The organism is Scytonema sp. UIC 10036, assembly GCF_009725235.1.
In genome coordinates this window covers 42,391-57,686 of sequence record NZ_WJFC01000074.1, presented here as the reverse complement: position 1 = coordinate 57,686, position 15,296 = coordinate 42,391, and the positions used below count along the sequence as shown (strand labels likewise).

Genomic DNA, 15,296 nt, shown 5'->3' with positions numbered 1-15,296 from the left:
AGGGGGGAAACAGGAAATTTATTTTCCTCCCCTTTATAAGGGGAGGTTAGGAGGGGTAAAAATAATGTGCAACTTCATATTAAATTGGTATTACGAATTATTCGGTCAGGGACAGGTCGAAACCCTGTAGGTAAGACGAGATACGGAAACCCTGCCATCGGGTAAGACGAAGCGTAATTGCTCCCTTGGCAATCAGAACACAAAGAACAAAGGTGAGTATGATTTGTTAACAGTGGTGTTAATTAAGCCCGTATATGAGCCTGGTTCTGAGTGAAATTGGTGAAGTGACTTTTGAATTGTCACTATCCGTTTAGGAGATTAGATTTGGAGGGAGCATCCCGTTTTGGCAAATAACCCTACACGGTATTTCCATCACCTAAATCCTTTTTTCATTTATTTCTCTTGACTAAAATTATTAAAAAACTTGATAAAAACCATTGTATAAATTCTGCGTAATAACTACCGAATTACCTGTGTAAGTAAGTCGGCAGAATAAAATCAATGTATGATAATTTTTGTAAAAAACCTAAAACAAAGTATTCATAAGCTCTTTGCTGATTTTACATTTTGTTACACAGGTTGATTTTTTAACGCCGACTTACTTATATACAAATAAAGCTGTATTGACAACCGTTATTATTCAAAGCGATCGCTTCTTCTACCATCATTTAATGACTTAGCAATACTATAAGTAACTACAACATTCGCACTTAAAGTATCTACAGCAAATTCCAACCTAGTGAGGTACAAAAATTACCCCCCTTTCATCCCCCCTTACCAAGGGGGGATGAAAGGGGGGTGTACCTCATTAGACTGAGAAAAGCTATAGTTTTTAAAGTTTTCGTAAATTTACTAATAAATTCCGACTTTTCTGCGACTTTTTCCAACCATCAAATTTTATACAAAGTTAGACTGTTTGGACAGAAGTTTTACCCAAAAAATCTGAGTTAACTCCCTTCTTGTCTACAAAGGCTGCTCCATAGATGAACAATGCACATATTTCCGGCAACAATTTACTTATAAAGTCTTCTTTAACCCTTGATGCAACAGAGTTAACAGCTTTAGAACAAGCTCTATTGCTGACACAAGGGTACTTACAGAGTTTTGCTAATGACCATGATTTTAGCCAAAAGATGGCAGTAGCTTTTGGGGAAGGGGCTAAGATTGATACTTTTGGGATGGCATGGTTAAGCCAAGATTTTAGTGATTTTCCGGAGATAGAAATTCGCCATGCAGCAGATATCAATGGAGTAAATGGGGCTTTTGCTACGGCGACGAATCAAATTTATCTTTCACAGGATTTTTTAAAGATAAACATTGACAAACCGGAAGCGATCGCTAGTGTACTTTTAGAAGAAATTGGTCACTTTATTGATGCACAAATCAACAGTGCTGATTCTTTAGGGGATGAAGGAGCAATTTTCTCAGCGTTGGTGCGGGGGGAAAGCCTCAGTCACGAGCAATTAGCATTTATGCAAGCTGAGGATGACACCTTTGTCCTAGCAGATGGGACTGAAATTGAAGCGGCAACTTTGAAAGTTGATACGCTGGTTGATGAAAATGATGGCAATTATAGTGCCGGAGATTTGTCGCTCAGAGAAGCAATTTCGCTTGCTACTCCTGGAGACACTATTACCTTTGCCAATAGTGGAACGATTGCACTAACTCTTGGTCAATTAAACATCAACAAAGCCCTAACAATTAATGGCGATATTGACGGTAATGGTACGCCAGATATTACTGTTAGCGGAAACAAATCCTCTCTCGTTCTTAGAATTGACGATGGCGATTTTAATAAGCAAAGTGCAGTTAATATTTCTGGGTTGATTATTAAAGAAGGAAGACCTACATCTGCCATCTATACAGGCGGTGGTATTATCAACTATGAGCATCTGACGTTGAACCGTTCCACTGTCACAGATAATGTTTCAAGAAATTCTGGTGCTGGCATTTTCAACTTAGGCACATTAACCCTGAACAACAGCACAATTAGTAACAATCACACTGTTGCCAGTGAGGGATGGAGAGGTGGGGGCATTTACAACTACCATTATTCCGGTACAAGTACAGTCATCGTTAACAACAGTACGATTAGTGGCAACTCTGCGCTAGACGGAGGAGGCGTTCATAACGATTTTGGTACATTTAGCCTTAACAACAGCACCATAAGCGGTAATTTAGCATTTTCCCACGGAGGAGGTATTGCCAACGGCCCAACCGAGTACTATTCAGAGCAATACAGTACTTTTACCATAAGCAACAGCATTATTAGTGGTAACTCCTCACATAGTGATGGTGGTGGTATCTACAATGGCCCAGTCTTAGGGAGAGGAGATGAAATTCAGCTTAAACGCAATAGTCTTTTAAGAACATTGACAGTAATTAATAGCACCATCAGTGGGAACAGCACGATTGGTAGTAATGTCATAACTAGGGATGGCGGGGGCATTTTCAACTTTGCTGGTACAGTCAGCCTAAAAAATAGTACGATTAGTGGCAACATTGCTGCAGATGATGGTGGTGGCATTGCCAATGCAGAAGGCACAGTGAATTTGAGCAATGGCACACTCAGCAATAACTCCGCAAGTGGTGATGCTGGCGGTATTGATAACTTTGATAAGTTAAATATAAGAAATAGTACACTCAGTGGTAATTCAGGGACTTATGTAGGAGGAATTAATAACCACAATACCGCTACTCTAGCAAACTCCATAATTGGTGGTAACTTGGGTTTTACGAAAGATTTTCTTGGTGTTACACCCAAACTAGAAGGAGTTAATTTAATTGCCGATGGTAGCGTTAAAACAATAACTGTTAATGGTAAAGTCTACGAAGTTATTAACAATAATCCTCGCCTGGGACCTTTACAGAATAATGGCGGTGCCACATTTACCCATCAACTTCTGGCTGGTTCGCCAGCAATTAATGCTGGGGACAATACAGTTGCTCAAGACACCCTTGATATTGATAATGATGGAGTTATTTTTGAGCCACTATCATTCGACCAAAGGGGTAAAGAACGCTTCTTAGGAAAAATTGATTTAGGAGCTTTTGAAGTTAACTCATCGGATCGGCTTGTTAGCCTGGAAGTTCAGCAAGTTATAGCAAGAGAAGCCAAAGATAATTTAGGGCAACAAGCAAGTTTTATAGTTACTCGCAACACAAATATAGGAAATTTAGATGTCATTATTAACTTAGCTGGCAGTGCAATTTCCGGTACAGATTATCAGTTTAAATCTGGTACTCTCAATGGCAATCAACTCACGGTTAAAATTCCTGATGGACAGTTTAAATCCCCTATTGTTGAAGTTGTAGCCATAGACGATAAATTTGTTGAGTCTAGTGAAACGATAGATTTGCAGATATCTCCATTAAAAACCTCTAATGGAGAGATTGTTTATAATGTAGAACAAGCCAAGAGTAACATCAACCTTGAAATTCAAGATAACGAATCAAAAATTTATCTCAGTACTTATTATAAGTCTGGTGAAAATGATGGCTCTGAAAACGATAAAAACAACGATAATCTAAGCGAGCCAGGTAAGTTCTATATTAATTTTTTTGGAGAACCTTCCCAGCCTTTCACTTTGTTTTATAACCTATCTGGGGAGGCGAAAAAAGTTGAAGATTACACAATCGGTGCTGCAATCTCATTTAAAGACGGAAACTCAATCAGTGAAAAGCACCTCACCGTTCCTAATGAAATAAATTCTCTTGAAATTCCCAGTGGAACAGTTGGTATTACACTTTTTGTTAATGTTAAGAATGACGCGATAGATGAGGATAATGAAACCGTTACTTTAACATTATTACCAGACCCAAAAGGCGAAAACTACGACATTCATTATGATTTTGTTTCAGCTTCTATCCGGATTGAAGATAATGATGAAGCTGGCATTCTGATTGAGCCTGTATCTGTAACGACGACCGAAGATGGTGCCAAGGCACAGTTTAATTTTAGTCTCAAAACTAAACCTCTGGAGAATATTGTTCTTCAATTAAAGGGTTTAGATACTTCTGAAGGCATTTTGTCAAGTGAAACTTTAACTTTTACTCCTGATGATTATGACCTTAAAACAGTTAAAACAATTACAATCACAGGTGTAGATGACAACCTCATTGACGGTAATGTTAAAAACACAATTACCGTAGACGTTATTAGCCAAGATGCTAAATACGATAGCCTGGAAACTCAATTTGAGTATGAAAACCAAGATAATGATAAAGCTGGTATCACCCTCAATATTCAAGATTCAGAAACTAGCGAGACAGGCGATACTGCTAAATTTACTGTTGTCTTAAATGCTCAACCCAGTAATCCGGTAACGATTGATATCAAAGGAGTAGATACTAGCGAAGGAGAACTGTCTACTTCGTCCTTAACTTTTAACAGTAATAATTGGAATACTCCTCAAACGGTTATTGTTACTGGCGTTGATGACTTTATTGATGATGAAAAGCAGACTTACACCATTTCGTTTGATGCTTCCAAGAGTTCGGATACTAACTACGCCAAGCTAACTCAAGCAAACCTAGATCAGCTTAATCAAAAAGTTGAGATTGGGAATTTAGACAACGATACAGCAGGTGTCACTCTTTCTCCCATGACTGGCAATGTGACAGAAGATGGTGTTACGGCAACTTTTACAGTTAAACTAAATAGCCAACCTCTTAAAGAGGTCAAGATTCAGATAATCAGCAGTAACGAGACTGAAGGAACTGTTTCTCCGGCTTTTTTAAGCTTTAACAGTAACAACTTCTTTACACCACAGACAGTAACGGTAACGGGAGTTAATGATAATTCCATAGATGGCAATAAATCCTTCACGATTAGCACTACTGTCATCAGTGAAGATGACAAGTATAAAAATATTAAAGTTGCTGACTTTGAAGTTTTCAATATTGATAACGATGTAGTCCCAACTGCAAGTATCAATGCTGGGCACAGCATTATTGAAGGTCATCCAGGAATCTTTATGATTTCTTTGGATCGACCTGCTTTAGTGGGTGGCGCAACGGTACAAGTCGCGATATCCGGTACAGCTACATTGGGCAAGGACTTTAACCTCATCGAAACGATTCAATTTAACGAAGGTGAAACTGAAAAAGCGCTCACCTTAACCAGTGTTAACGATCGAATTGCTGAATATCCAGAAACCATTACACTCACCTTACTAAGCGTTAATAGCAACGAATACATCCCCAGTAGCACTAACAAAACGGCAACCCTAACTCTTAACGATAATGATGTTGCTGGTGTTAAGATAACTGCAAGAAATAACAACACCAGTGAATCAGGAGGAAAAAGCGAGATTGAGGCGGTTTTAACCAGCCAACCGGAGTCAGCTGTTGAGATTAACCTAACTTCTTCCAATCTCACTGAGGGCACACTATCAATTTCAAAGCTAACTTTTACTCCTGAAGACTGGAATAAAGCTAAAACTGTGACGGTAACAGGAGTAGATGATAATCAAGCCGACGGTTCGACAGAGTTTAAGATTCAAGCTACGGCTACCAGTTTTGATCCCAAATACAATAACATTACGATCGCTCCATTGCAACTCATCAATCAAGACAATGAAAGTTTCGGTGTCTTAATTATTAAGAGCAACGGGAATGTTGTTGTCAGTGAAGCAGGAACTACAGATACCTATCAGATTGCTTTAACTCAACCGCCGACGAGTAATGTCCAAGTAACAGCAACGGCAGATTCTCAAACTGAAATTAGTTTAGATGGAGTCAACTTTGCGCCGACTCAAATCATTTCTCTAAATGACACAACGCCTCGCACCGTTACCGTTCGCGCTTTAGCTGATGGAGAAGTAACAGGCGATCGCACTAGTACCATTGTCCATCGCATTACTGCTAGTAGCGACCCCAATTACCCAATTGATTTAGTCGTAGATGCCCTTCATGCTGCCGTTAAAGACCAAGACCTACCCACAGTTAGTATTCTTTCTACTGCCAACGCTAGTGAAGAAAGCACAGTTGCTGGTCAATTCAATCTGCTTTTGAGTGCAGCAGCACCAGCTGGCGGTATTACAATTAACTATCAAGTTGAAGCGACCAGCACAGCCACAGCCAATAATAATCAACCCTTTGGACCTGGCGAACCGGACTACTTTGTTCTCCCTGGTAGTATTTATATCCCAGAAGGTGCGACGGGGGTAACAATTGAGGTTCTACCCACTCCTGATGATAAGGTGACTGAGCCGTTAGAAACTGTCAATCTTACTCTCATTGCTGGCTCCGGTTATCTTGTGAATAATGCTAAGGCAAGTAACACAGTTTCGATCGGCGATGACGATATTGCTGGGGTTCGTATTACGGAAAGCGGGAGTCTTACCAAGGGTTTTGAAGGCGGTAGCGATGACTATACTATTCGCCTAACCAGTCAGCCGCGAAACAACGTAGAAGTTCTGATCGCGACAGATAAATATAGCACAGCCATTGATAAACTCACCTTTACCCCAACTAACTGGAATATTGCCCAAACCGTTACCGTTAATTTTGTTGATGACGGTATTGTAAGTGGCGATCGCAAAAGCATCATTACTCACCAAGTTAGTAGCCAAGATCCAAACTACCAAAACATTCATGTTGGCGATGTTGAGGCAACGGTACTGGAAGATGAGACTGCAGGACTAACAGTCTCGCCAAGCATTCAACTCAAAGAAGGACAACAGGAGGTTGCCACTTACACGCTAGTTCTTGATACTAAGCCTACTGCCAACGTCACAATTAACTTTAGTCCCGATAGTTTGTTTGAAGCAATCGCGCCGATGACTTTTACTCCAAACAATTGGAACATCCCTCAAAACGTTTTAGTGACTCCAGTTGATGATAATCGAGTAACGGGCAATCGGACGGGGACAATTATTCAAAAAGTTGTCAGTAATGACCCAGCTTTTAACAACCTACCTATTAAAAATGCTGTAGTAAGCGTGCTGGAGAATGACACTACTAGCATTGTTGTCAACATTAGCGATGGTATCAACCAAGTCAGAGAAGGAAATCAAACCGACAGCTTCACGATTGCTCTCAGCAGCCAACCTGCCAGCGATGTCAAAATTGAGTTCTTGACAACTAGCCCCTTAAGTCCTCTCACACCCGTTATCTTCACCTCCACAAATTGGAATCAACCTCAGACTGTTAATGTCGTAGCAGTTAATGATGGTATTTCCCAAGGAAGTATCAGAGAAAAAACCCCCATTCGCCTGAGTGTAATTAGCAATGACGCAGGTTACAACGGCTTCAAGTTAAATGATATTCCTGTTGACATAGCAGATGTGGCTGGAGTAACAGTCACGAAAACTTCTCTTCAAGTAGGTGAAGGCGAACGCTCAACTACCTATCAAATGCGGCTTAACAGCGAACCCTATAGTGATGTCACAATTAACTTTGCTGCCACAGGGGGATTACTCGAAGCGATCGCGCCGATTACCTTTAACCGCAGTAATTGGAACCAAGCTCAAACAATAACTGTTAAAGGTGTTGAAAGTGCGCTTGGTGTAGCCGATTTAGGTGCTACAAGCATTCGCCACATTGTCACTAGTCAAGACCCTGGTTATCACAACTTAAACTTATCTGATGTTAATGTCACTGTTTTCAGTGATAACACCTTCCTAACTTGGGACGAGCTTGTTAGTGCAGTAGGCAAAGAAATTGGCTCGGTACCGAGTGGGTTAAAAACAACTCTCGAAACTCGATTAGGCAGTCTATTCTTACCTGTAACTTTAAAGAGTATAGAAGGCGCTCACCTTTTACTGTCCTATCCTGGGAATTTAAACACGAATAATTTACTACAAAAACTACCAAATCTTGCGACCATTGCCACAAATCTGAAGTTAGCAAGCTTGCAAGGGGAGATCGCTAATGCACAAATCGAGGTAGAAGGATTTGACCTTAAACAGCCCGAGTTTAACCTAATTATTCCGGATCTCAGCGCCGAAACTCTTCTTGGGTTGCTGACGAATGTCAAGCTTGCTGATGTTGCTAATAACCTGTTAGCCAATGTCCCTGCTTTCGACTTAAAAGTAGAGCGCGATCGCTTGCGTTTGGGATACCTCAGTAACCAGTCTTTGAACAACTTGTTAGGTAAGACTCCAGGAGTTCAGGATTTAGCCAATACACTCAAGCTTCCTACACTCACGGTGACTGCTCCTAACATCACCATAATTGACCCAGCGACTAATCCCCGCTATGAGTTAAGCGTTGCTTCCTTACCCGTCAATAGTCTTCAATCTTGGCTCACGACTCAAGTTGACGCTTTAGATTCTGCATTACCCGACACTGTGCAGAGCGCAATTAAAGCTCTAGCAAATACAGCCCAGGATCTCGATTTAGTTGTAAGTGACAATGCAGTGCAAGTTACTTACGGTGGTAATTTGAATGTCAAAGAGATTATTAACCCGCTTGCAAATCAACTTGGTTTGAGTCATCCGCTACCCGCAGAACTTGCGATCGCCAATCCCGCTTTCAAGATTCTCAATCCCGGTGACAATCCTAGCTTTGAATTCACTGCACCTCGTCTTTCGATTGCTAGTCTTCAGTCTTGGCTTACAAGTCAAGTAAATTCTCTCCTTCCTACTGAAATTCAAAATCTAGCCAACCAAGCGCAAAACCTAGACCTCATCCTTGCCGAAGACCAATTACGCCTTACGTATTTGGGAGACATTAATGTTGGTTCAGCCCTCAACAAACTAACAGAAACTCTAGGTTTGGGTAGTCCCTTTAATAACACACTTGCAATTAAAAATCCTGAAGTCGCAATTGAGAAAAATGATAGCGGTGACTTCACTTATGCCTTTAGTATTCCTCGTCTTGCTAGAGCCGACGCAGGAAGTTTACTCAGTGAGCTAAATGCACCTAGCTTTATTAATAGTCTCCTTGCAGAAATTTCTAACCTGGGATTAACCTTCGGCAAAGACAAATTAGCACTTACTTACAATGGTGATTTTGACCTGCGTAAGCCAATTAATGAGCTTGCTAGCGCATTAGGTTTAGGAACACCAATTTCTTCACCTTTAACGGTCAGTAATCCCCGCATCCGTATTGAAGGTACTGGTAATAAGCGGAGTTTTGAGCTTGCTGTTTCTCGGCTTCCTTTCAATCAATCACTAGATTTAATGGAGGATATCTTTGGGCATGAGTTACCTAATGAAGTGACAGCTTCGCTGCAATCAATTGGTAATAACTTAGATGATTTAGAGTTTGTTCTATCACAAAAGCCTCAAGACAAAGAGAATCTCTCATCACAATACAGTATTACACTAAGATATCAGGACGAAGTGAATTTTACTGTAGATATTGATGATATTCTAGGAAAATCGCCTGCATTTATTGAGAAAGCAATTAAAGCAGCTAATCAAGCATTTTTCGGTTCAGAAAATCTGATGCTGAAACTTGCAGAACCTGAAATCAGTGTTGCCACAGGGCCAGATTTAGGATTTGGTGCTGAACTCAATGGCAAGAGATTTAATATTACCTACGACAAGAAAGGAGACTTTCAATTACGCTACGAATTACCAGACCTCATTGACTTTACAGACTTTGCTAAAGGGGTGCCGATACTAGATTTATTCAAGGTATCCGATCCTGATTTAATTATTTCTAGTGAAACAAAAAAAATTGAAGATTCCAGACTCAGTTCTATTACCCTTGTTGAAGGATTTAACTTCATTGGTACTATTGACTTTAAATCTGGTACAGATCAGTTTTCAAAATTCATTAATGAACATTTAGGGATTGAAAGTTTAGGTGTACTTGCAGGTTTGGGTTCAGAGGGAGCTAGTTTAGCTGCGGTTGTTCCCCTGAATGCGACGCTTTTATCTCTGGGTGAACTGAAAGCTATTCTCAAGAACCTAAAACTAGGTTTAGCTGTTGATAAGAGTTTAAATCCAAACTTCGGTTTTACTGGCAACCTTGAATTATCAGGCTACGATCCTTTTCAGAACAATGAGCCAACTTTGTTCCTTTCTGGTAACGTTCAGCTAAACCCGTTCCCTGTATCAACCGTAACAGCAGGTTTTGCTTTACAGACTAACAGTAGTCCGTGGAAAAACCCCTTCGGCATTCCTGATTCGGAAATTCGTAACTTAGCCTTTGAATTAGGGGGAACTTATACGTTTCCTTTCATTAACAGTATTGGCTTTTTAGGCGATGCCCGTTTCGGAAACTACGATCTTAAAGCTGCCTTTTCCATAGATCGTACCAATCTCAAAAATATTGCACTATTTCTGAAAACCAATCAACCATTGACTCTGGTTGATTTATTGGTAGGCCCAATCGGTTCGTTTGCACTCAAGCAAGTTGGAGATGAAATTCCAGTCATTGACAAAACGCTGGATCTGCTCGACACGATTTTAGACGTTACAGTTTCTGGTCTCGATCTGAACAATGACGGTGAGAATGAACCTTTAATTCAGTTTGTTCCTTTTAAAACTGACATCGCTGGAATTCCTTTAGAAGAAGGCTTCGCTATCAATGCACAAGTTGATGCTTACGGCGTGAAAGGAAAACTTGCCTTAAATGCACAGACAAATCTGTCAGAAATTACTGGTAGTTTAGCGCTCTCCAGAATTAATTTGGGCGGCTTAGGCGTTGTCATTATTGAAGGTGCTAATAACGAGCCCGATCTGAATTTAGATATCAAGATTGGCACAAGTACATCTCCTCTAATCTCTGGAGATGCAAGTGTTCAACTCTTTGGTTTTGAGTTAGCAGAAGCAGACTTTAGGGTTGGAGTTGATGATGTAGACATCAAGGGTAAGCTAGCCTTACCTGGACTACAACTAAACACTGATTTCACTGCCTCAAACATTACCAAATCAAACCTTACATTTAGTGGTTCTGCTAATGCATTAGTTTTTGGTAATCCTATTGTTGGTGCAACTGTCAGTGGCGATCGCACTCGTTTTAATGCTACCGGAAGCCTCAACCTACTTGGAATTCCTGGTGTTCTTCAAGGTAATGCCAATGCTACTATTGCACTGGGAACAACTTTCAATGATTTTGCTTTAACAGGAAGCGGTAACTTATCTATCTTCAACAACACCCTTGCTAACGTCAACTTTAGTGGAAATCGTAATGGCATTTCCGCAACTGGCAGATTAGATTTTCCTGATATTCCTAGTGTGTTGACAGGAGGGGTAAATGCTAATGTTGCTATAGGTAATAATGATTTTACTTTAACAGGTAGTGGCAACTTATCCATCTTTAATAACTCGCTTGCTAACGTCAACTTTAGCGGGAATCGTAACGGCATTTCAGCAACTGGCAGATTAAATTTTCCTAGTATTCCTGGTATTTTTGCAGGAGGACTGGATGCTAATGTTACGCTAGGTAATAATAATTTTGACTTATCAGGAAGTGGTGGTTTATCCATTTTTAGTTATCCTATTGCTAACGCTAGCTTTAGTGGAAACCGTAATGCCCTGACTGCAACAGGTAGCTTGTCTCTAGGTATCTCAAAAGTTTTACTAGGAAACATTAACTCTACTGTCACCATTGGTTCTAACATCAATAATTTTGCGCTTTCTGGTAACGGTAACATTTATCTTCTCGGTCGCAATTTATCGAATGTTTCTGTTAATGGCAGTAAAACTAGTCTGGGTTTTGCTGTTAATACTAATATTTTTGGCTCTGGAAAATCAAATCTATCAGTTAATTTACACCAGCATGGTTTTGACTTAACTGGTAAACTTAAAACTCCAACATTAAGTTTTGGGAAAATTAATATCGCAGGATTTGATGTCACGACTAATCTTGATGTAAGTAAAAGCGGACTTATCTCTGGAAGTTTAAAAGATATCAATCTCACTGTATTAGGCAAAAAACTAGGTGGTTTTAATATTAATCTTGGCAAAACAAATCGTGATTTTGATAGCTTCGATGATATTCTTGCCAGAATAAAAAGCGAGGCTGAGAAAAAAGTCACCAATGTTGCTGATACTGTTAAGGGTATCTTGAATGAAGCTATACAAGCAGGTAAAGATGCTGCTCAAAAAATCATTGTCCAACCAGTTCGAGATGCAGCCACAACAATTGCAGGGTATCTGAAGAACGGTTCCATTGAAGGAGCCACAATTTGGTTTGATGCCAATAATAATGCCATTTTCGATCCTGAAGAACCTAACACCATCACTCAATCGGACGGCACTTATATTCTCGAAATTCCACAGGGATTGGATCTTTCAACTGGACTGATTTGCTCTCAAGGTGGAATAGATGCGACAACAGGTTTGCCATTCCAAACAACGCTTGCAGTATTACCAGGAAGCAACATTACACCTCTAAGTGTTTTAATTCAGCAACTGGTGACAGAAGGAAAGACAATTGATGATGCTTTAGCGATAATTCAAAGTGAGTTTGGCATCTCTTCAGATATTGATTTATTTGGCTTTGACCACCAGGACGAAACCCTCAACGCCAACCCCCAAGCCAGAGCAGTTATTCTCGCCGTTACCAAGGTTCAAAGCGCAGTTCTAGGCATACAAAATCTTCTTGCTGGTGCAGGTGGCAGTACAGTTACCGAACAACAAGCCCCAGTTAACAGCGTTCTAAGTGCTGCTGCCTATTCAGCAGTGGTAGATTTAATTGTTAGTAGGCAACTTAATCTAGAAGATGCTAACCAAGTAAAAACGATTATTCGTGCTGCTGCAACTGAGGCGCAATCTCTCCTGCAAGCAAAGGGCTTGTCATTTAATATCGACTTGAATGTTATTGAGAGCATTGCTGATGAAGCGGCTCAAGTCCTGGTTGCTGGAGCTATTAAGAAACAGATTCTTAGCGACGAAGCAAGCGACGGCTTTGATCTCCTGCGCCGTGTAACGCAAGCGAAGCGAGTTTCTAATGGAGAAGAAGCCAATGCACTGAATCTCTTGGGTCAAGGTAAGCTTAGCGAAACTGAGATTTTGGCTTATGCCGATACCAGCGATGATGCACTCGCTACCATCCGTGCTGTTACCCTCTTGCCCCAGTTAGGAGGAGTAAGCGACCTTTTTCTTGTTGAAGGTGAGCAACTCGCTGATTTCCCCATCACGGTTTATGACTTTGAAACACCACAAAACAAGCTCATAATTAATATTACTTCTGATAATGAGAAACTTCTCCCCGCAGGAAATGTTGTGCTTACACCAGGAAGTAATGAATATACTCGCTTCCTGAATATTTCACCAATAGCTGGGCAGACTGGCAGTGCTAATATCAAAGTTTCGGTTACAGACAGCGATGGGCAAACCATAGATCGAATCTTTGTTGTTACTATCGAAGCGAATAAAGCACCGTTATTTTTATCAACAGGATATTTTACCGTTAGTTCTAATGCAGAGCGCGGTACTGTAGTTGGCAACTTAGATGCTAATGATGGTAATGGCGGTTCTACTGATATTAGTGTCGGCTATTCGATGACTTCCGGTAACAAAGATTTGAATAGTAATGGCGAGCGGCCCTTCGGCATTGACTTAAACGGCGAAATTTTCGTTAATGACCCAGAGGATCTAGCGATCGCAGATTCTAGCACTCCGTTTAACCTTACCGTAGTTGCTGCTGATAGCGATCTAGAGTCTACCACTCAAGTAACAATTAACGTAACTTCGACAACGACTAATACTCCACATATCGTTACTACTAACGAAGACACTATTCTCAATGGCAATGTGCTAAATGACTGGAGTAGTGGTGTTGAGACTGAGATGAATAGGGATCTAACCGTCACTGCTGTCAACGGCAAAACAGCAGATGTAGGTACTCAGATCGCCCTCGCCTCTGGCGCACTGTTAACTCTCAATGCCAATGGTAATTTTTCTTATAATCCCAACCGTCAGTTTGAAAGCTTGGCAGTAGGTAAAAATGCAACTGATAGCTTCAGCTACACTATCGCTGACGGCAAAGGTGGCAGCACGGGCACAACAAGCGTTACCATTACAGGAGTCAACGATGCGCCGACATTGGTGAATGCGATCGCAGATCGATCCACCCTAGCAGATACAGCCTTCAGCTTTACCTTTGATGTCAACACCTTCACTGATATCGATGCAGGTGACAATCTCACTTACTCTGCAACTTTAAAAGATGGCAGTCATTTACCCAGCTGGTTAAAATTTAATCCTGCTACTCGTAACTTCAGCGGTACACCAACTAACGCAAATATTGGCAGTTTAGAAATTGAGGTACGAGCTACAGATAATAATGGTTTAATCGCAACTGACACATTCCTACTAACTGTTGCCCAGCAAAACGGCTCACCTACTTTCAAACTTGCAAAAATAGCCGATGACATTTTTACCATTGCCAACAGTAGTGGTAAATCAAAACTTAAAGTCACGCTCATTGAACAAACTTCTAAACTGGTCAATGAAATCGGAGTATTCACCGTAGACGATGCTCAAGGTAAAATTGACGGTATTGCTCCAGGAGAAGCAGGTTATGCCGAAGCAGCTTTGAACCGATCTCAAGTAATTTTTTCTGCGCTCGCTAATCTCCCCAATGGGTTTAATACCAACAATTTGACACATTTATTGGAATTTAATTCCGGCGAAAACTTGAGATTTTATTTAGTCAGAAACAGTACAACTGATGCTGTACGCGCTGGAGCCACTCCACTTACAGACCTACTATTTTCTAATCCTTTAAGGCAAAAAATAACAGACTTAGGTTCTGACGAATTTTCCCTAGCTTGGAAAGATACAGATGGTAATAGTAGTGATGACTTCAAGGATTTGGTGGTAAAAATTCAGTCTACCAATGATTCATTACCTCTCGGTACAAATCTCCAAGGAAAGTCACAAGGAGAAGTTATTGATTTACGGGGGATTACAAGCCAAGTAAAAGCTGATTTTGTCATTAACAGAGAAGCAGATTTTGATAATTTTATCGGTTTTTATCAAGTAGCTGATGAGAATGGTGGTATTGACACCAACTCAGATGGGACAGCAGATATTTTCGCGGGACAGACTGGTTATATTGAAGCCGCAGTTCGTGGACGTGTTGCAGGTATTGACTTAACAGTTGATCGCCAAGGTACTGCAACTTACACAGGAACTTTACAGCCCGGTTCAATCTTTGCACCATTTATGATTGTTAATGGTAAACCTGATGCTTTACTTGATAGCAATTCCAATAACGATCCAGCAGTTTACTTCCCATTCTTAGGAGCTAACGCTGATAAAGTAGATCATATTCGCTTGTTAGGGAATAACGTTTTTGGCTTTGAGGACTTACCAAGTGGTGGAGACAAAGATTTCAACGATGTTGTTATGCGAGTTAATTTAAGTATTGCCTAGTGTGCGTGTCGA

General features: G+C 40.6%; 1 protein-coding gene. It reads left to right on the top strand.

Translation table 11 applies throughout. The features are described from left to right. Positions 1–983 precede the first annotated feature (983 nt). Positions 984–15,284 carry a DUF4114 domain-containing protein gene (locus tag F7734_RS29870; protein ID WP_155748203.1) on the top strand — a complete coding sequence of 4,767 codons (14,301 nt, stop codon included), beginning with the start codon at positions 984–986 and terminating at the stop codon, positions 15,282–15,284. Positions 15,285–15,296 lie beyond the last annotated feature (12 nt).